This window comes from Actinoplanes sp. L3-i22 (assembly GCF_019704555.1).
Taxonomy (GTDB): Bacteria; Actinomycetota; Actinomycetes; order Mycobacteriales; family Micromonosporaceae; genus Actinoplanes.
In genome coordinates this window covers 968,446-987,115 of the sequence record NZ_AP024745.1, presented here as the reverse complement: position 1 = coordinate 987,115, position 18,670 = coordinate 968,446, and the positions used below count along the sequence as shown (strand labels likewise).

16 protein-coding genes are annotated in these 18,670 nt (G+C 72.3%); 7 read left to right on the top strand and 9 right to left on the bottom strand.

The genetic code is table 11. The features are described from left to right. Positions 1 to 70: 70 nt before the first annotated feature. Positions 71 to 439 carry a DUF3499 domain-containing protein gene (locus L3i22_RS04560; protein WP_221325752.1) on the bottom strand — a complete coding sequence of 123 codons (369 nt, stop codon included), beginning with the start codon at positions 437 to 439 and terminating at the stop codon, positions 71 to 73. A 187-nt stretch (positions 440 to 626) separates the two neighbouring features. Between L3i22_RS04560 and L3i22_RS04555 the strand changes: the two genes are divergently transcribed. Next, positions 627 to 1,103 carry a metallopeptidase family protein gene (locus L3i22_RS04555; protein WP_370644366.1) on the top strand — a complete coding sequence of 159 codons (477 nt, stop codon included), beginning with the start codon at positions 627 to 629 and terminating at the stop codon, positions 1,101 to 1,103. 633 nt (positions 1,104 to 1,736) lie between these two features. Here the strand turns inward: L3i22_RS04555 and L3i22_RS04550 are convergent. The 3 genes from L3i22_RS04550 to L3i22_RS04540 form a co-directional block, all read right to left on the bottom strand. Continuing rightward, positions 1,737 to 1,994, bottom strand: coding sequence for a WhiB family transcriptional regulator (locus tag L3i22_RS04550; protein WP_221325751.1), 258 nt, complete (start codon positions 1,992 to 1,994; stop codon positions 1,737 to 1,739). A gap of 1,424 nt (positions 1,995 to 3,418) precedes the next feature. Further along, a complete protein-coding gene (locus tag L3i22_RS04545) occupies positions 3,419 to 5,917 on the bottom strand; it encodes a bifunctional FO biosynthesis protein CofGH (protein WP_221325750.1) in 2,499 nt (832 codons plus the stop codon). 95 nt (positions 5,918 to 6,012) lie between these two features. Then, positions 6,013 to 6,951 carry a hypothetical protein gene (locus L3i22_RS04540; protein WP_221325749.1) on the bottom strand — a complete coding sequence of 313 codons (939 nt, stop codon included), beginning with the start codon at positions 6,949 to 6,951 and terminating at the stop codon, positions 6,013 to 6,015. A gap of 93 nt (positions 6,952 to 7,044) precedes the next feature. Between L3i22_RS04540 and cofD the strand changes: the two genes are divergently transcribed. The 4 genes from cofD (at position 7,045) to L3i22_RS04520 (ending at position 10,345) form a co-directional block, all read left to right on the top strand. After that, positions 7,045 to 7,995, top strand: a complete 951-nt coding sequence (cofD, locus tag L3i22_RS04535) for a 2-phospho-L-lactate transferase (protein ID WP_221325748.1) — start codon at positions 7,045 to 7,047, stop codon at positions 7,993 to 7,995. Beyond that, positions 7,992 to 9,011, top strand: a complete 1,020-nt coding sequence (locus tag L3i22_RS04530; RefSeq protein ID WP_221325747.1) for a coenzyme F420-0:L-glutamate ligase — start codon at positions 7,992 to 7,994, stop codon at positions 9,009 to 9,011. Before cofD ends, L3i22_RS04530 begins: the two co-directional genes overlap by 4 nt. Further along, positions 9,008 to 9,562 (top strand): NUDIX hydrolase, encoded by a 555-nt coding sequence (locus L3i22_RS04525; RefSeq protein WP_221325746.1) that lies wholly within the window; start codon positions 9,008 to 9,010, stop codon positions 9,560 to 9,562. The genes L3i22_RS04530 and L3i22_RS04525 overlap by 4 nt, the downstream gene beginning before the upstream one ends. A 117-nt stretch (positions 9,563 to 9,679) precedes the next feature. Next, entirely contained in the window at positions 9,680 to 10,345 is a 666-nt protein-coding gene (locus tag L3i22_RS04520) for a DUF4232 domain-containing protein (RefSeq protein ID WP_221325745.1), read from the top strand. A gap of 35 nt (positions 10,346 to 10,380) precedes the next feature. Here the strand turns inward: L3i22_RS04520 and L3i22_RS04515 are convergent, their stop codons facing one another. Next, positions 10,381 to 11,502: a mannose-1-phosphate guanylyltransferase gene (locus L3i22_RS04515; RefSeq protein ID WP_221325744.1), complete on the bottom strand. Its 1,122-nt coding sequence runs from the start codon at positions 11,500 to 11,502 to the stop codon at positions 10,381 to 10,383. Positions 11,503 to 11,524: 22 nt separating this feature from the next. After that, complete coding sequence (locus L3i22_RS04510; protein WP_221325743.1) at positions 11,525 to 12,670, bottom strand: glycosyltransferase family 1 protein; 1,146 nt, start codon at positions 12,668 to 12,670, stop codon at positions 11,525 to 11,527. 203 nt (positions 12,671 to 12,873) lie between these two features. Here L3i22_RS04510 and L3i22_RS04505 point away from each other — a divergent pair, with 203 nt between their 5' ends. After that, on the top strand, positions 12,874 to 13,611 hold the full coding sequence (locus L3i22_RS04505; protein WP_221325742.1) for a TIGR03089 family protein: 738 nt from the start codon (positions 12,874 to 12,876) through the stop codon (positions 13,609 to 13,611). Here L3i22_RS04505 and L3i22_RS04500 read toward each other — a convergent pair. Both L3i22_RS04500 and L3i22_RS04495 read right to left on the bottom strand, forming a co-directional pair. Continuing rightward, on the bottom strand, positions 13,589 to 15,541 hold the full coding sequence (locus L3i22_RS04500) for an acetoacetate--CoA ligase (RefSeq protein WP_221325741.1): 1,953 nt from the start codon (positions 15,539 to 15,541) through the stop codon (positions 13,589 to 13,591). The two genes, L3i22_RS04505 and L3i22_RS04500, sit on opposite strands and share 23 nt — an antisense overlap. A gap of 48 nt (positions 15,542 to 15,589) precedes the next feature. Continuing rightward, positions 15,590 to 16,093 carry an acyl-CoA thioesterase gene (locus L3i22_RS04495; protein WP_221325740.1) on the bottom strand — a complete coding sequence of 168 codons (504 nt, stop codon included), beginning with the start codon at positions 16,091 to 16,093 and terminating at the stop codon, positions 15,590 to 15,592. Positions 16,094 to 16,152: 59 nt separating this feature from the next. Here L3i22_RS04495 and L3i22_RS04490 point away from each other — a divergent pair, with 59 nt between their 5' ends. After that, positions 16,153 to 17,190 carry a hypothetical protein gene (locus L3i22_RS04490; RefSeq protein ID WP_221325739.1) on the top strand — a complete coding sequence of 346 codons (1,038 nt, stop codon included), beginning with the start codon at positions 16,153 to 16,155 and terminating at the stop codon, positions 17,188 to 17,190. 3 nt (positions 17,191 to 17,193) lie between these two features. On the opposite strand, the gene L3i22_RS04485 is transcribed toward L3i22_RS04490, so the two are convergent. Continuing rightward, entirely contained in the window at positions 17,194 to 18,636 is a 1,443-nt protein-coding gene (locus L3i22_RS04485; protein ID WP_221325738.1) for a PLP-dependent aminotransferase family protein, read from the bottom strand. Positions 18,637 to 18,670 lie beyond the last annotated feature (34 nt).

Below are 18,670 nucleotides of genomic sequence, written 5' to 3'. Positions count from 1 at the left end.
TTTCCTACCTCCGCCGCCATCTCTGGCCGCCGCCTTCCCTGGCCGCCGCTTTCGCCGGCCGCCGGGTCGGTCAGTGGGACGGCGGGATGACCCGGAGGTGGCCGCGGCGGCCGGTCTGGTGGCCGGGCTGCTGCTGCTCCTGGTGCGGATCCGGGCGCGGGGGCACCGGGCGGGCCGCCTCACGGACGGCGTCGGCCAGGGCGACCAGGTCGTCCGTGGTCGGCGGCGGCGGGGCGAAGTCACCGTCGTGCCGCACCAGCTCCCAGCCGCGCGGGGCGGTCAGGCTGCGGGCGTGCGGCTCGCAGAGGTCGTACGTATGCGGCTCGGCGAAGGCCGCCAGCGGACCGACGACAGCGGTCGAATCGCTGTAGACATAGGTCAGGGTGGCGACCGCCTGTCGGGGACAGCCGTTCCGGGAGCAGCGCCGTGGTGACCTCACGGCGGCAACTTATCGCCCCGCCGGGCCTCGTGGGGACCGATACCCCGCGACACGCCGACCCGCGATGCATCACGATTCGGCCATGGTCGGCCGACACGCCGCCTCGATGGGACGAATTAACGCCTCGGACACACGGTGCGGAACGGGCTGACCACGGATGTCGCCCGGGTGGGGATACGCTCAGCGGGTGACCACCAGCCCCGAACGCCGACGCACCGACCCCAAGGCGGCGCGCACCACCGGCCCGGGTCATCCGGCGCGGCGTGACCGGCACGGCCGCGGCCTCCGTGGCCGACTGGTGCCGGCGACCGTGCCGCTCGCCCGTACCAAAGCGGAGATTTTCGATGATCTGGTGTTGGACACCGTCGAAAGTCTGGAACGGCGCTATGCGAAAGAGCTCGCCGGTGTCGAGTTCGCGGTCGAGGACGTGCCGCCCGAGCTGAACGTCTACGACTCGGACGTGCTCGAGGACGGCGAGGTGCCCCTGGCCCGGCTCCTGCCCGGCCGTCCGGGGCGGCACGAGCTGCCGCCACGGATCGTGCTGTACCGCCGCCCGCTGGAATTCCGGGCGATGGACCGCGAGGACCTCGCCGACCTCGTCCACGACGTGATCATCGAGCAGGTCGCCAATCTGCTCGGCGTCGACCCGGACGAGCTGGCCTGACGCCCTTCGGCGGGGTGGCGCTTCGTGGCGCGCTCCGTCGCGTGTTCGGCTGAGCCGGCGCGACTTTCTGAATCTCTCTGATCGCTGCGGTCGATCTTTCTGATCGCTGCGATCTTGCTGATCGTCGCGATCCTTTGGTAGTCGCGATCTTTTGGTCGTCGCGGTCGCCGGCTCTGATCGCCGCGCGGTCGGCTGGCGCGGCCTGAGTGAATCGTGCGCCATTTGGTCGGCCTTTTGCGCGGCCGACCCCGCTTCTTGCGCGAGTCGCGCGCCATCCGCACGCCCCATTGCGTGATCAAGTTGGCCACTCACGCCGTCTCCGCGCATTCGTCGCGCGCCGGACAGACCGCTCGCGTCATCCGCACGCCGGGCAGCGAGCCGTTGCGCATTCCCTGCGTTCCCGCACGGGGTTGCCGCGCATTCCCGCAAATCGCGCTTACGTGCTTCCTGCCCTTGGCGTTCCCCGCGGTTTCAGCTCCGGCACGCGTCCTGCTCAGCAATTATTTGATCTTGCGGTTGGTGCTGGTCCTGCTTTCGGTACCGGTCCTGCTGTGCCGCGCCTTCCGTCCGGACTGCCGTGCCCCCTCGCGCGGGCTGCCGGACCTGCTGCACGGAGTGCCACTCCGGCCGCGGTCAGGCGACGCGCCGCTTCAACTTGCGACGCTCACGTTCGGACAGTCCACCCCAGATCCCGAAACGCTCGTCGTGACCCAGCGCGTACTCCAGACATTCGGACTTGACCTCGCAACGGCCGCAGATGCGCTTGGCCTCGCGCGTCGAGCCGCCCTTCTCCGGGAAAAAGGCTTCCGGATCGGTCTGCGAACACAGCGCCCGTTCCTGCCACTCGGGCGCGTCCCCGAGCAGGTCTACCCCTTCAACCTGCGCTTCCATCGGCGTGCCTCCAAATTTCTGCGCCGGCAACAGTGCCGACGCTGACCCCCCACGCACGCGGCGTGTTTCTGTGGGTTCGACGCAAAAGTCGCACATCGTCCCCACAACCCCACCAAAATTACACGCGTGTAAGACGTGCGTCGTCAAGCCGAACCTGATAAATGGGCCCGTTTCCCTTCGGCGCCAGGGCGCGTCGAGGTCCCGTTCCTGCCCTATCTCCCGGAGCCACCGGAAGGTAACGCGAACGCTGGCCTCCGCGTCCAATTTAACCCGTTTTGTTACCGGAGCAGAAGGGGGGTCACGCAACCGGGCCCGGCTCCGCCCCAGCTCACGCCCTCACCAGCCGGAACACCTCCGCCCGAGACGCCTTTTACCCGCGAGTAACGCCGCTCCGGGTCCCGAGCCGCCACGAGCGACAGTCCGCCCGCGACAGGCCCGTTGAGACCGTCCAAACGATCCGCGAACCCGGATCGCGGCGCCGGATGCCCGGGTGGCGGGAAATCGAAACCCACCACACCCGTGGCGTATCCCACCCCATCAGGTACCACCAAAGAGCAAACCCGGTCGTCACTCCGGGGAGCGACACCCGCCCCTCCCCCAGCCACCGCCCCACCCGCCAGCCATCGCGCGCCACGCCGCCCCGCCCCAACCTCCCAACCCATCCATCAGCCGTCGCACGCCACGTCGGCTCCACGGCCAACCCGCCATCAGCCATCGCACGCCACGTCGGCCCCACCGCCAACCCGTCCGTCAGCTGTTGCGTGCCACGCCGACCCCACCGCCAACCCGTCCGTCAGCTGTTGCGTGCCACGCCGGCCCCTCCCCGGAGGTCCCCGCCCAACGCGGCCTCGCACCTCGCTCGATGTGCGGTCAGGGTGCAGCGAGCAAGCCGGACGTCAGATGTCGGGCAGCGGGCAGCGGGGCCAGAGGCAGGCGGCTCGGCGACGGGCCGGCGATGGGTCGGGCCGCCGGGCGGCAGATAGACGGCGCGGTGGCTGGCTGGGGCAGGCGATGCCGGGCCGGGCAGCACCGCTGGGGTGGCGCCGTGACAGATCCAGCAGCGCGCAGCGCGATGGCAGGCCCGGCAACGCCGTGCCGCGCCGGGTAACGCCGCGCCAAACAGCGCGCAGCGCGGTGACAGGCCCCGCAGCACCGCGCTCCGCCGGGTGGCGCCGCGCCGGGCAGCGCGGTGGCGGGCAGCGCGGTGGCGGGCAGCGCGGTGGCGGGCCAGGCAGCGCCTCGGCGGGTCGGGTGGTGCCGGGGCCGGGCGGTGCCGGGCCGGGGCCGGGCGGTGCCGGGGCCGGCCGGGTGGTGCCGGGGCCGGCCGGGTGGTGCCGGGGCCGGCCGGGTGGTGCCGGGGCCGGCCGGGTGGTGCCGGGGCCGGGCGGCAGCGGGCGGTGGATGGCCGCCCGCTGCCGGTGCCGTCAGCGGCGGCCGTAGACCGTGGTGCGTTCGACCGCGGGGCGCCCCGCCGCCGCGGCCAGTTCCTTGAGCTCGGCGACCGTGCGGGCGGAGCCGTGTTCCGAGCCGGCCATCCGGGAGATGGTCTCCTCCATCAGCGTGCCGCCCAGGTCGTTGCAGCCGCTGTTGAGCATCACCCGGGTGCCCTCGTCGCCGAGTTTGACCCAGGAGCACTGGATGTTGTCGACCCGGCCGTGCAGGAGGACCCGGGCCATCGCGTGGACGACCCGGTTCTCCCGCCAGGTGGGGCCGGGGCGGGCGATGCCGGCCAGGTAGATCGGGGCGTTGGTGTGGATGAACGGCAACGCCACGAACTCGGTGAGGCCGCCGGTCACGTCCTGGATGCCGGCCAGCACCCGGAAGTGGCCGAGCCACTGCCGCGGGTGGTCGACGTGCCCGTACATCATCGTGGAGCTGGAGCGGATCCCGACCTGGTGGGCCGTGGTGACCACGTCGACCCAGGTGGCGGTGGGCAGCTTGCCCTTGGTCAGCACCCAGCGGACGTCGTCGTCGAGGATCTCGGCCGCGGTGCCCGGGATGGTGCCCAGGCCGGCCTCGCGCAGGTCGGTGAGCCACTCCTTGAGCGACACCCCGGCCTTGGACGCGGCCGTGACGATCTCCATCGGCGAATACGCGTGGACGTGCATGCCGGGGACGCGCTGCTTGACGGCGCGGACCAGATCCGCGTACGCCGTCACCGGCATCTTCGGGTCGATGCCGCCCTGCATGCACACCTCGGACGCGCCGTCCCGCCACGCCTCCTCGGCCCGGTCGGCGACCTGCTCGACGGAGAGCCGGTACGCGTCAGCGTCCTTCTCCCGCTGGGCGAACGCGCAGAACCGGCAGCCCACGTAGCAGACGTTGGAGAAGTTGATGTTGCGGTTCACCACGTAGGTGATGTCGTCGCCGTTGACATGCTTGCGCAGGTCGTCGGCGATCCGGGCGAGCTCGTCGAGGGCGCTGCCGTCCGCGTTGAACAGCGCCATCGCCTTGTCCTCGTGCTCCGGCAGCAGCAGCGCGGCCGGATCGGTGGAGGCGAGCTTGAGCCCGGCGAGCACGTCGGTCGGCACGTTCGCCGGGGCGCTCTTGACGTGCGCGGCGACCTCGTCCCAGTCGCCGTAGACGAAGTCGAAGTCGGACCGGCGGTCGCCGGTGCGGCCCTCGGTGTCGATCGCCTCGTGCAGGTCGGTACGCCCGGTCTCGAACGTCTCCTCCGGCTCCTGCCAGGGCCGGCCGACCACCGGGGCGTCCTCGCGGGCCAGCCCGTCCGGCCCGGCGAGCGCGGCCACGTGGGCGGCCAGACGCGGATCGAGCCAGCCCTCGTCGCCACGCCGCACATATTCCGGGTAGATCGTGAGGCGCTCGCGGAGGGTGAACCCGGCGGCCGCGGACCGCTCGGCCAGCTGGGCGATCTGCGGCCACGGGCGCTCGGGGTTGACGTGGTCGGGCGTCACCGGGGACACCCCGCCCCAGTCGTCGATCCCGGCGCGCAGGAGCAGCGCGAACTCGTCGTCGATCAGGTTCGGCGGGGCCTGGATGCGGGCCCGTGGGCCGGCGATGACCCGGCCGACGGCGACCGTGGCGGCCAGCTCACGCAGCTCGGCATCGGGCATCCCGCGCATCGCCGTGTCCGGCTTGGCGCGGAAATTCTGGATGATGAGCTCCTGGATGTGCCCGAACTCGCGGGCGACCCGGCGCATCGCGAACAGCGCGTCGACCCGCTCGGCCGGCGTCTCCCCGATGCCGATCAGGATGCCGGTGGTGAACGGCACGCCGACCCGGCCGGCGTCCTCGAGCACCCGGAGCCGGACCGCGGGCTCCTTGTCCGGTGAGCCGTAGTGCGGCCCGCCGGGCTCGGACCACAGCCGGGTGGCGGTGGTCTCCAGCATCATGCCCATGCTCGGCGCGACCGGCTTGAGCCGCTGCAGCTCGGCCCAGCTCATCACGCCCGGGTTGAGGTGCGGCAGCAGGCCGGTCTCCTCCAGCACCGCGATGGCGCAGGCCCGCACGTAGTCGAGGGTGGAGTCGTAGCCCCGCTCGTCCAGCCACTGCCGGGCCGCGGGCCAGCGCTCCTCGGGCCGGTCGCCGAGCGTGAACAGGGCCTCCTTGCAGCCCTGCGCGGCGCCCTGCCGGGCGATCTCCAGCACCTCGTCGCGCTCCAGGAACGCGGCCGGCAGCCGGTGCGGCACGGTGGCGAACGTGCAGTAGTGACATCGGTCCTGGCAGAGCCGGGTGAGCGGGATGAAGACCTTTTTCGAGAACGTCACCACGCCCGGCCGCCCGGCCTCGCGCAGGCCGGCGTCCCGGATGCCGCCGGCGATGGCCAGCAGCTCCTCGAACTGGTCGCCGGTCGCGGCGAGCAGCGCGGTCGCCTCGTCGACGTCGATCGCTTTACCGTCAGCGGCCCGACGCAGCGCACGTCGGATGCTCGCCTCGGTCGGTGCCTGGTTGACCTCTGCCACGAAAACAACCTAGACCGGAATCGTTTCGACCGCCGCCACCGTCCACAGGCCCGCGAAGTGTCGTGAAACACCAAGCCGAGCCTGTGGACAGGGAATTACTGCCGGGGCGGGTCCGAATCGGCGGGACCGAAGCCCGGCCGGTCGTCCGGAAGCTTGCTCGTCCGGTCGATCGGAGCCGGCTCCGCACGCGGCACGACCTGCGTCGGATCGGCGAACGGCGCGGCCGGGGCCGGCGCGCCGAACGGCGTGGACGGCGCGGGGAACCCGGCCGGCGGCGCGGACGCGGGCGGCGCGGAGGCCGGCGTCGGGGTGCTGCCCACCGGCGGGGCCGCGACCGGCGGGTTGTTCCAGCCCGGCTGGGCCGGCGGCGACGACGGCGGCTGGCCGTAGGTGCCCGGCTGGTACGCCGGCGGCTGACCGTACGTCCCCGGCTGCGGCTGCTGCGGCTGCTGCGGGAACGGCGGCTGACCGTACTGCTGGCCGTACGGAGGCTGCTGGCCGTAGGGCTGCTGCCCGTACGGCGCCTGCGGCTGCCCGTAGACGCCCGGCGGCATCTTCGGCTTCGGCACCATGTAGACGCCCCGCCAGATCTGGAACACCACGTACGCCGCCAGCCCGAACACGCCGAGCCAAGCGACCCGGGCGAGCAGCGCGGTGAAGGCGCCGGCCGCGTCGTACGACGCGATGTTGATCACGCCGAACAGCAGGCCGAAGATCACGCCGAAGAAGGCCATCACGCCGTACTCGACGAGCGCGGCCAGCGTGATCAGCCGAGCCTTGGGGTGGACCGGCTTCAGGCCGAGCGCCAGCAGCACCGCGGCCAGCGGCATGCCGACCGTCTCCAGGCTGATGAAGCCGCCGAAGCTGGCCGCCGTACGGGCGCCGAAGTTGTCGCCGAGCAGGTTGATCACAGCGGCGAGCAGGAACACCGCCGGAGCGCCGACCAGAACGTACGCGGCGAGGTCGCGGAGGGGAGTCAGGAACTGGCCGATCGGCTTGCCTTCGGCCGGTGTGGGCTGCGGTGGACTGGTCACGGTTACTCCCGGACGTACGGTGATCGAGGTTCGCCCAGAGTAAACCGCCACCCGGCAACCGGCCCGGCGACGCGGGTGGGAGAGGATGGGCTGATGCGGATCGCGGTACTTACCGGGGGTATCGGCGGCGCCCGGTTCCTCGTCGGCGTGCGTGCGCACGCCCGTGCCATCGGCGCCGAGGTCACGGCGGTGGTCAACGTCGGCGACGACGTCCGGATGCACGGGCTGCAGATCTGCCCGGATCTGGACAGCGTGATGTACACGCTGGGCGGCGCGGCCGACCCGGAACGCGGCTGGGGCCGGGTCGGGGAGAGCTGGGTCGTCAAGGAGGAGCTGGCGAAGTACGGCGTCGAGCCGTCCTGGTTCGGCCTCGGCGACAAGGACACCGCCACCCACCTGGTGCGCACCAGCATGCTCAACGCCGGTTTCCCGCTCTCCCAGGTAACCGCCGCGCTGTGCGAGCGCTGGCAGCCCGGGATCGAGATGCTGCCGGCCACCGACGACCGGCTCGAGACGCACGTCGTGGTCGACGTCGACGGCGAGCGCAAGGCGATCCACTTCCAGGAGTGGTGGGTGCGCTACCGCGGCGAGGTGCCGACGCACCGGTTCGTCTTCCGCGGCGCGGAGAACGCCAAGCCGGCCGCCGGCGTGCTCGACGCGCTCGCCCGGGCCGACGTGATCCTGCTGGCCCCCAGCAACCCGGTCGTCAGCATCGCGCCGATCCTGGCCGTGCCGCAGATCCGGGAGGCGCTGATCAGTGGCCCGGCGCCGGTCGTCGGGGTCTCCCCGATCATCGGTGGTTCACCCGTCCGGGGGATGGCCGACAAGTGCCTGGCCACGCTGGAGGTCGAGGTCAGCGCCGGCGGCGTCGGCCGGATGTACGGGCCGCGCCGCGACGGCGGGCTGCTCGACGGCTGGCTGGTCGACACGTCCGACGCCGGCGTGGAGATCTCCGGCGTGCGGACCCGCGCGGTGCCGCTCTGGATGAAGGACGAGGCGCTGACCACCCGGATGGTCGCCGACGCGCTGGAGCTGGCCCGATGAGACTGGAGATCCTTCCGGTCGAGGGCATCGGCGACGTCACCACCGGCGACGACCTGGCCGAGCTGATCACCACGGCCGCGCCCTGGCTGCGCGACGACGACGTGCTGGTGGTGACCAGCAAGATCGTGTCGAAGGCGGAGGGCCGGCTGGTCGAGGTGCCGGCCGACGGCCCGGAACGCGAGGAGGCCCGGGTCCGCGCCCTGGAGTCGGAGACCGCCCGGGTGGTCGCCCGCCGCGGACCGACCACGATCGTGCAGACCCACCACGGCTTCGTGATGGCCGCGGCCGGCATCGACGCGTCGAACGTGGACAAGACCCACCTGGTCCTGCTGCCGGCCGACCCGGACGCATCCGCGCGGAAACTGCGCGCCGACCTGGCCGTGCGCGGGCTGGACGTCGCGGTGATCATCTCCGACACGATGGGCCGGGCCTGGCGCAACGGGCTGACCGACGTGGCCCTCGGGGCGGCCGGGATCGACGCGCTCCTCGACCATCGGGGGCAGACCGATCCCTACGGCAACGAGCTCAGCCTCACCCAGATGGCCGTGGTGGACGAGCTGTCCGGCGCGGCCGAGCTGGTCAAGGGCAAGTGTGACCAGGTGCCGGTGGCCGTGGTCCGCGGCTATCCGGTCCGGCGCGGCGAGGCCGACGCGGGCGTCGCGGTGCTGATCCGGGACGGCGCGAGCGACATGTTCAGCCTGGGCACCGCCGAGGCCCGCGCCCAGGGCCTGGAGGACGCGGCCTACCTCGGCGACGAGGTCGCGGTCCGGGAGGCCGGCGCCGACCGGGCCGGCCTGGCCCTCGACCGGCTCGCCGAGATCGTCACGGTCGGCACCGGCATCCAAGCCGTCACCCCGACCATTCGATTGACCCCGGCCGGGCCCGCGCCCGCCGATCTGATCCGCCTGGGCGCGGACGCCCACCGGCTCCGGGCGGCGCTCGCCGCCGACGGGCTGACCAGCAGCATCGAGTTCGACGACAGCGGCGTGACGATCACCTTCGGAGACCCGGCATGAGCCTGTACGAAGATGCCGTCCACACGCTGACCGACTGGACGGCCACGTCCGAGACGGCCGAGCTGAACCGCAAGCGCACCCTCGGCCTGCTCGCCGACGGCCCGGCCGCGATGACCCGGGCGCACCGGGCCGGGCACGTCACCGCCAGCGCGCTGATCGTCGACGACGCCGGGCGGATCCTGCTCTGCCTGCACGGCCGGCTCGGCCTGTGGATGCAGCTCGGCGGGCACTGCGAGGCCGGCGACGCGACGCTGGCCGCCGCGGCGCTGCGCGAGGCGACCGAGGAGTCCGGCATCGCCGGCCTGCTCCTCGACCCGGAGCCGATCGACATCGACATCCACGAGGTCCGCTGCGGGGCCGCGGAGGGCGCGCCGGCGACGGCTTCCACCCATTTCGACGTACGTTTTCTGCTGCGCGCGCCGACCGGTGCGGTCGAGCAGATCAGCGACGAGTCGTCCGACCTGGCCTGGTTCACCACCGACGCGCTGCCCAGCCCGCTCGCGGCCGGCGTGGTCCAGCAGATCGAGCCGGCCCGGGCCCGCTTGCGCTGAGTGTGCGGTTTCTCCCAGGTTCATGCCGACGGGGCGGACCGGGCCGTTCGTGGTCCGGCCCGGCCGACATGATCGTCCTCAGTTGATCCGCGACTGAGGAACATGGTGAGAGACGACATGCGCGACGCTCTGAAGTTGGCCGTCCCGGCCCTGCTCGTGATCGGCCTGGCGACCGGCTGTTCCGGCGGGGACGCGACGACTGCCGCCCCGGCCGCGACCGTCTCGGCGTCCTCGGCGGCCCCGGCTTCCTCGGCCGCGGCGCCGACCGCCACCACCGGCGGCACGCCGGCGACCGCGAAGACCAAGACGACCGGCGCCGCCCAGACCGGCACGAAGGCCGCCGCGTGTCGCAGCGCGGACCTGAAGACCGCGATCGCCCTGCAGCCGGACGGGACCGCGACCGCGCAGAAGGCGATGGTGGTCCTGACCAACGACGGCAAGAGCGCCTGCACGCTCGACGGCTGGGTGGCGATCTCGCTGGTCAACGCTGCCGACGAGGTGGTCGCGGTGCCGACGAAGAAGGTCAACCAGCCGGGGCCGGCCGAGGCGTTCACCGTCAAGCCGGGCACCTCGGCGTTCGCCGGCATCAAGTGGGTCCCCTGCGACAAGGCGGACGGGAGCTGCGGCGTGGGCAACACCATGCGGTACAACCTGGAGGCGTCCACCGACGGGCCGGTCGCCACGCTGGAGGGCTTCCCGGCCGCCGAGCGCAGCGGGATCACCATGAAGTCCCTGCAGATCGGCACGCTGCAGCCGAGCAACCAGGGCGTCGTCGCCTGGTGACGGTGGTTCAGGGCCGCCGCGGCGGCCCTGAACCCTCAGATGTAGCCGTGCTGGCCGAGCTCCTTGAGCTGGTCGACCAGGCTCTTGACCTCCTGCGCGCGCTCGCGCGGGCAGATCAGCACCGCGTCGGCGGTGTCGACGATGACCAGGTCGCGGACGCCCATCGCGGCCACCAGGCGGCCCGAGCCGGGCACGACGACCAGGTTCTCGGTGTCGCGCAGCAGCACGGTGGGCCGCTCGCCGCCGGTGTCGTTGCCGACCACCACGTTGCCGGACGGGTCGGCGGTGAGCACCTCGCCGAGGGTGTGGAAGTCGCCGACGTCGTTCCACCCGAAGTCACCCGGGACGGTGGCGACCCGGCCGACGGTGGCCGCGCCCTCCATCACCGCGTAGTCCACCGAGATGCGGGGCAGGGTCGGCCAGACCTCGCCGAGCACCTCCTCCTGCTCGGCGGTGCCCCACGCCTGGGCGATCCGGCTGACGCCGGCGGCCAGCTGCGGCTGCTGCCGGGCCAGCTCGGCCAGGAACACGTCGGCGCGCCAGACGAACATGCCGGCGTTCCACAGGTAGTTGCCGGACTTCACGTACGACTCGGCGATGTCGTACGACGGCTTCTCCTTGAACTCCTCGACCTGAAGCACCGGGCCGTCCTCCAGCAGCTCACCGCCGCACTGCAGGTAGCCGTAGCCGGTCTCCGGGCGGGTCGGCGTGATGCCGAGCGTCATCAGCAGGCCGGTCCGCGCGCCCGCCATCGCCTTGCGGATGACGTTCGCGAACTCGACCTTGTCGGCGATCAGGTGATCGGAGGCGAACGAGCCCATGATCGCCTCCGGGTCGCGGCGCGCGATCACCGCGGCGGCCAGCGCGATCGCCGCGCAGGAGTCCCGCGGCGACGGCTCGACCAGCACGTTCTCGTCGGGCACCGCGGCCAGCTGCCGGGAGACCGCGGCGGCGTGCGCGACACCGGTCACCACGAAGACCCGATCGGGGGAGGTGAGGGTGTCCAACCGGTCCACCGTGGCCTGCAGGAGGGAGGCATCGGTGCCGGTCAACGGGTGCAGGAACTTGGGATGACCGGCGCGGGACAGCGGCCACAGGCGGGTTCCGGTGCCACCCGCCAGAACCACTCCGTACAGCCCACTCTGTTCGTCGCTCATGGCCGCAGAGTTTAGTGGAACCTCAGGAAGCGACTCGATTCCACGTTGTTACATGTACCTCCGCGCTTGACGCCCAGGTGAACTCTTTCGCCCGATCGAAGCCGGCCTTCGCCAGGGTCTGCCGCCGCTGCTCGTCGTGCAGCAGGTCGGCCAGGTCCTCGGCGATCCGCTCCGGCGCCTCGGTGGTGTAGGCGACCGCGTCGCCGCCCACCTCGGGCAGGGAGAGCCGGGGCGTGGTGAGCACCGGGGTGCCGCAGGCCATCGCCTCCAGGATCGGCAGGCCGAACCCCTCGCCGAAGGACGGGTAGCAGGCGACCAGCGAGCCGCCGAGGAAGCCCGGCAGGTCCGCGTAGCGCAGGTAGCCCGGGCGCAGCAGGCGCAGGTGCGAGGGCACCTCGGAGACCGCCCGGTCGATGTCGTCGTCGTGCCCCTGGCCGCCGGCGATCACCAGGGCCGGCGGGTGCGGCCAGTCGGCGACCGCGCGGGCCCAGCCGCGGATCAGGTTCGGCACGTTCTTCCGCGGCTCCTTGGCGCCGAGGAACGCGACGTAGCCCGAGTCGCCGAGGCCGAGGCGGGCCCGGACGCGGGCCTTCTCCTCCTCGGTCGGCATGTGGAAGGCGGCCTGGTCGACGCCGTGGTACGCCACGTCGATCTTGGTGGGGTCGGCGTCCAGCAGGCGGATCAGCTCGTCGCGGGTGGCCTTGCTGGGCACGATCACCCGGGCGGCGCGGCGCAGCGACGTCTTGATCGCGCTGCGGAAGAAAGTTCGCTTGGTGTTGTCGTAGTGCTCCGGCTCGGTGAAGAACGTCGCGTCGTGCACGGTGACCGTGACCGGGACGCTCGACCGCAGCGGGCAGGTGTAGAACGGCGAGTGCAGCACGTCCGCCCCGACCTGCTGGACGAGCAGGGGCAGGCCGGTCTGCTCCCAGGCGAGGCGGGCCGGGCGGTGCGCGATCGCGGACGGGCCGGGCAGCACCTCCGCCTCCGGAAGCATCCGGCGGTAACGCTCCGCATCCGAACGCTGGGCGACGACGGCCAGGTCCACTCGATCCGTGCCCAGCAGCGCGAGGGCTCCGAGCAATCCGTCGACATATCTGCCGACACCACCTCTGTCCGCGGGGACACTAGTGGCGTCGACCAGCACTCGCGGGGGGCGACCGGGGGTCACGAGGCATCTCCTTGGCGTCTCTGACGTACCGATGCTGCGGTGGAACTCGGACACCGTGAATACCCGGCGTCCACCCCGAGCGTACGCCCGGAACGCTTCGGGAAAGTGTCCGCGACACCGGTGGTTGCCTTACGTTGCCGTAATCGACGCCGTAAGGATGCACCGGCGCGGTTACCCACAGTGACGACCTAGGGTTAGAGGCGATGAACACCACCATTCCGCAGGCGTTCGCTGAAGCGGTCCGGCGAGACCCGGCCGCACCCCTGCTCACCTGGTACGACGATGCCACCGGCGATCGTGCCGAACTTTCCGGCGCGACCCTGGACAACTGGGTGTCGAAAACGGCGAACCTGCTGGTCGACGGCGTCGGCCTCGGTCACGGCGACGCCGTCTCGCTGCTCCTGCCACCGCACTGGCAGACCGCCGCGATCCTGCTCGGCGTGTCGGCGGCCGGTCTCGCCGTCGATCTGGCCGACCTGGGCGGTGACCCGCAGCCGGTGGAGGCGCTGTTCACCAGCCCGGACCGGATCGAGCGGGCGGCCACCTGGGCCACCACCGACCGGTTCGTCACCGGCCTGCTGCCGCTCGCCATGCCGCTGGGCGAGCTGCCGGCCGGGTACACGGACTTCGTCACCGAGGTCCGCAACTACGGCGACCACTTCCGCGGCACGCCGGTCGACCCGGCCGACCGGGCGTTCGCCGGGCCGGTCGAGCTGAGCCACCAGGACGTGCTGGACGCCGCCGCGGAACGGGCCGGCCAGCTCGGCTTCGGCGCCGGCGACCGGGTGCTGATCGACGTGACGATCCACCCGGACCCGGTCGACTGGCTGCTCGCGCCGCTGCTGGTGGGCGCGTCGGCGGTGCTCTGCGCGAACCTGGACGAGAGCAAGCTGGACGCCCGGGCCACCGCCGAGAAGGTCAGTCTCGTCCTGGCGGTGTGAGCCGGGCCCGGGCCAGCTCGGCGAACGCGTTCAGCGACTCCGGGTTGGCCAGGGCGCCCTTCGCCGCGGCGGACTCGATCGGGGTGCCGGTGAGGATCCGCTTGACCGGCACCTCGAGCTTCTTCGCGGACAGGGTGCGGGGCAACGCCCGTACCGCATAGATGGTGTCCGGAATGTGCCGGGGCGAGAGTGACCCGCGCAGCTCTCGGGCGATCTTCGCGCGCAGCGCGTCGTCGACCTCGAAGCCCTCGGCCGGGACGACGAACAGCAGCAGCTCGCCGTTCGGGTCGTCGGCCTTGTCCAGGTGCACCACCAGGCAGTCGGCGACCTCGGGCAGGCTCTCCACCACCGAGTAGAACTCCGAGGTCCCCAGCCGCACGCCGCCCCGGTTCAGGGTGGCGTCGGAGCGGCCGGTGATCACGCAGCTGCCGTCCTCGGCGATGGTGATCCAGTCGCCGTGCCGCCAGACGCCCGGGAAGACGTCGAAGTACGCCTCCCGGTAGCGCCGGCCGTCCGGGTCGTTCCAGAAGCCGACCGGCATGCTCGGCATCGGCGCGGTGATCACCAGCTCGCCCAGCTCGCCGAGGACCGGCTTGCCTTCCGGGTCGTAGGCCTCGACCCGGGCGCCCAGACTGCGGCCGGAGATCACGCCGGCGCGCACCGGGAGCAGCGGCGAGCCGCCGACGAAACCGGTGCAGACGTCGGTGCCGCCGGAGAGCGAGAGCAGCTGCAGGTCACGGCCGACCGCGTCGTAGACCCAGGCGAAGCCCTCCGGGGGCAGCGGCGCGCCGGTCGAGCCGACGCCCTTGAGCGTCTTGTTCGGGGTCAGGCCGGCCTTGCGGCAGGCCATCAGGAACGGGGCGGACGTGCCGAAATACGTGATCCCGGCGGTGTCGACCAGGTCCCAGAGGGTGTCGAGCGAGGGCCAGCCCGGGTTGCCGTCGAACATCACGATCGCGGCGCCCACGGCCGGGCCGCTGACCAGGTAGTTCCACATCATCCAGCCGGTGGTGGTGAACCAGAAGAACCGGTCGGACGGGCCGAGGTCGTGGTGCAGCGCGAGGATCTTGAGGTGTTCCAGCAGGATGCCGCCGTGGCCGTGGATGATCGGCTTGGGCAGGCCGGTGGTGCCGGAGCTGTAGAGGACGTAGAGCGGGTGGTCGAACGGGACGGGCTCGTAGGCGAGCTGGTCCGGGCCGTCCAGATCGGAGAAATCGCCACCTTCACCGAGATATCCGATGTTGATGACGTGCTCGAGCGACGGCAGCGCCGCGGCGATGGCTTCCACCTCGGCAACCCGGCTGACCGATTTGTCGCCATATTTGTAGCCGTCGACCGCGACCAGGACCTTCGGCTCGATCTGACTCCACCGGTCGATCACCGAACGCGAGCCGAACTCCGGGGCACAGGACGAGAAGATCGCCCCGAGGCTCGCGGTGGCCAGCATCAACACGTACGTCTCAGGGATGTTCGGCGCGTAGGCCGCGACCCGGTCCCCCCGGCCCACGCCCCGGGCCTTGAGGCCGGCCCGAACTCGTCGCACCTGCTCGCGGAGCTCCCGCGCGGTCAGGGTGATCGGCTCACGGCTCTGCGAATAGGCCAGCACGACCGGCTCGTCGGCACCGATGCCGGGCATCCGGAGCACGTTCTCCGCGTAGTTCAGGGTCGCGCCGGGGAACCACTGCGCGCCCGGCATCGCGTCGCCCGCCAGCACCGCGGTCGGCGGGTCGTGCGCGACGACCTCGAAGTACTCCCAGACCGAGCCCCAGAACCCGGAGAGGTCGGTGACCGACCACTCCCACAGGGCGGCATAGTCCGCGAAGGTCAGCCCGCGCTCGCGCGCCAGCCAGGCCAGGAAGTCACCGATCCGCGAGGTCTGCCGGGCATCCGCCGGCGGTTCCCAGAGGACTGTGCCCGTCGTCACCGTCATGCACTCACCTTAACGTTCACTCAGCCCGGGCCCACGAGGCTGGACGCCTCACTCAGCCCGCGCCCTCTGGATGGCCGCCCGCCGGGCCAGCCGGTGGTCACGGCGGATCAATGCTTCCTTGAACCGGCGGTGGTCGTCCATGTCGGCCGGCAACACAGGCGGGACCTGACGGGGTGCGCCGGCCACATCGACGGCGACGAAGACCAGGTACGCGGTACCGACCGGGATGGTCGGGCCGACCGCGTCCCAGCGCTCGGCCTCCAGCCGCACGCCGACCTCCATCGAGCTCTTGCCGGTCCAGTTGACCTGCGCGTACGCGTGCACCAGGTCACCCACCCGGACCGGCTCCAGGAACACGATCTCGTCGATCGCGGCGGTGACCGCGGTGCCCCCGCTGTGCCGGGCCGCGGCCGCCCCCGCCACGTCGTCGACGAACTTCATCAGCACGCCGCCGTGCACCGTGCCGTACAGGTTCACGTCCACCGCGGTCATGATCTTGCTGAGCGTGACGCGGCCGTGTGCGGTGGGTCGCCCCGGGAGCTGATCATCCATATCGGCACCATACGACCGGCTTGGCGGCCGATTGGCGGAGCGAGGTAGCCTGCCGGGTCATGCGCCACCTCCGGTCGATCCTCTACGCCCTCGTGCTCGCCCCCGCCGTCTGGGTCCTGGCCGGCGTCGGCTTCACCCACGACCTCACCAGTCGCGGGCGGGACTTCTTCACCGCCGAGTCGCTGAGCGGCCTGCTCCTGCTGATCTTCGCCGGGATCCTCTTCGCGATCATGGCGTTCTCGCCGATCTCGCCGCTCGGGCCGACGGTCGCCGGAGCCGTGTTCCTCGGGGTGACGTACTGGGCGTGGAGCGCGCCGGACTCCTACGCCGGCATCTGGTCGCCGGACGTGGTCAAGGACGGCTTCGACCTGAGCCGCCCGGGGTACGGACTGGCCGCGCTGCTCGCCGTGCCACTGCTGTGCACCGCGCTGAGCGCCCGCCGGTGGGCCCGCTACGAGCCGCCGGTGCTGCCGATCATCGGCGAGATCGGCCGGTTCCGCGGCTCGGCCAAGGCGCCCGGGGTGCCGATGGCGTCCGCCGAGACGACCGTGTTCCGGACCGCTCAGCCGCCTGCGGCGCAGGCCGCCGACCGGACCCAGGTTCTGCGCACGCCGCCGGCTTCCCCCGTCTCGACCGCGCCCGCGGACGCGACCGTGGCCCTGCCGGCCGGTGGGGTGCCGTCACTCGGCGGACCGCGGGTGGCCGCCGCCGGCGACGACACCACCACGGTGTTCGCCGCCGCCAAGCCCGCAGCGCCTAATTCTAATAAATCCGGCATTACCGCTAATCCGACTATTGCCCCCGACGCCGGAAAAATCGCGCCGAAGCCAGCCGCCACCGACGACCAGACCGTCGCCATGACGCTCCCGGCCAAGGGCGAGCCGAGCGCACCGGCCGCGACGGTTCCGGCGAAGGACGCGGACCACGACCAGACGACGGTGATCCCGGCGCAGGCCGCCCCCAAGGACGACGACCAGACGACGGTGATCCCGGCGCAGCCCGCCGCCCCGAAGGACGACGACGCGACCGAGGTCATGCCGTCCCTGGTCACCCCGCCCGACGAGCACACCGAGGTCCTGAAGATCCCGGCGAAGTAGGCGTCAGACGGCGATCGCCGGCAGGGGTGGCGGACTTCCTGCCGCCCGGCCGGTGAAGCCGTGCCAGGCCGCGGCCATCGCCCGGACGCCCGCGGTCAGCGCCGCCGAGTCCGCGACGAACGGGATCCGCAGGTGGTCGGTGCTCCCGCCGGACGGGTCGAGCGAGCCACCGGGCAGCACCGCGATCCCCTGCCGGAGCGCCGCCTGCGCGTACGACGCCGCGTCGCCGTACGGCAGCCGCACCCACAGCGTCTGCCCGCCACCGGCCGCCTCGAACCGCCACTCCGGCAGCTGTTTCCGCAGCTCAGCGCAGAGGTGGTCGTGCCGGGCGGCGAGCACCCGGGAGCGCTCGGCGATCAGCGGGTCGAGGTCGGCGACCAGTTCCGCGGCGGCGAGCTGGTCCAGCACCCCGCTGCCCAGGTCGATCACCGCCTTGAGCCGGGCGAGCCGGCCGATCAGGGCCGGTTGCGCCCGGACCCAGCCGATCCGCAGGCCGCCCCAGACCAGTTTGCTGAGCGACCCGACGGTGATCAGCTCGTCCGCATCCGGCGCCAGTGCCGCGATCGGCGCCGGCGGGGCGGCGGAGCGGTCCGGGAAGGTCAGGTCGGCGAGGACCTCGTCGACGACCAGCGGGACCCGGGCGTGGAGGGCCGCCGTCACGATCTCCTGCCGCTCGGCGGGCGGCATCGTACGGCCGGTCGGGTTGTGGCACGACGCGATCAGGTAGGCCATCGCCGGGTGGTGGCGGGCGAGCTCCTCGCCGTACGTCGCAATCCCGGTTTTGATCGGAAGCAGTGCCGCCGCCGATTCGCGAAAGATCTCCAGCGCGCCGGGGTAGGTCGGCGCCTGCACCAGGACCTCGGCGCCGGGCGCGACAAGTGCCCGGGCCAGCAACGCGAGCCCCTGCTGCCCGCCCGTGGTGATCAGGATCTGGGCCGTCGAGGTCGGCACCCCGCGGGCGGTGTAGCGCGCCGCCAGCGCCGCCCGCAACCGCGGATGACCGGCCGGGTGATAGCCGAGGTCCGGCCCGCCGAGCAGCCCGAGCGCCCGCTGATAGGCCGTGATCACCGCGGCCGGCGCCCCGGTCGGCCCCGCGCAGGCGAACTGCGCCACGTGGTCCGGCGGGTCGAGGAGGTGCAGGAAGACCGGGTTGACGGTCGGCTCGGTCGCGACCGGCGGCCCGGCGTTGGCCCCGGCCACCCAGGTGCCGCTCCCCTGCCGCCGGACCAGCCGCCCCTCCTGCCGCAGCAGGTCGTAGGCGGCGACGACGGTGGTCCGCCCCGCGGAGAGCCCGGCGGCGAGCGCCCGGTCGGTCGGCAGCGCGGTCCCGGGCGGCAGCTCACCGTCGTCGATCAGCGCCCGGAGCCGCCCGGCGAGCAGCAGGTAGAGCGGCCCACGACCGGCCGACCAGCGGCCGAGCCGGGACGCGAGCTCGATTGGATCCATCAGCGAACCAATATAGCGGCATTGGCCCTGTACC

Coding starts and splice junctions, on each gene's coding strand:
- L3i22_RS04550 (WP_221325751.1), bottom strand. CDS start 1,994: ATGGAAGCGCAGGTTGAAGGGGTAGACCTGCTCGGGGACGCGCCCGAG.
- L3i22_RS04490 (WP_221325739.1), top strand. CDS start 16,153: ATGCGCCACCTCCGGTCGATCCTCTACGCCCTCGTGCTCGCCCCCGCC.
- L3i22_RS04530 (WP_221325747.1), top strand. CDS start 7,992: ATGAGACTGGAGATCCTTCCGGTCGAGGGCATCGGCGACGTCACCACC.
- L3i22_RS04485 (WP_221325738.1), bottom strand. CDS start 18,636: ATGGATCCAATCGAGCTCGCGTCCCGGCTCGGCCGCTGGTCGGCCGGT.
- L3i22_RS04500 (WP_221325741.1), bottom strand. CDS start 15,541: ATGACGGTGACGACGGGCACAGTCCTCTGGGAACCGCCGGCGGATGCC.
- L3i22_RS04525 (WP_221325746.1), top strand. CDS start 9,008: ATGAGCCTGTACGAAGATGCCGTCCACACGCTGACCGACTGGACGGCC.
- L3i22_RS04505 (WP_221325742.1), top strand. CDS start 12,874: ATGAACACCACCATTCCGCAGGCGTTCGCTGAAGCGGTCCGGCGAGAC.
- L3i22_RS04520 (WP_221325745.1), top strand. CDS start 9,680: ATGCGCGACGCTCTGAAGTTGGCCGTCCCGGCCCTGCTCGTGATCGGC.
- L3i22_RS04515 (WP_221325744.1), bottom strand. CDS start 11,502: ATGAGCGACGAACAGAGTGGGCTGTACGGAGTGGTTCTGGCGGGTGGC.
- L3i22_RS04495 (WP_221325740.1), bottom strand. CDS start 16,093: ATGGATGATCAGCTCCCGGGGCGACCCACCGCACACGGCCGCGTCACG.
- cofD (WP_221325748.1), top strand. CDS start 7,045: ATGCGGATCGCGGTACTTACCGGGGGTATCGGCGGCGCCCGGTTCCTC.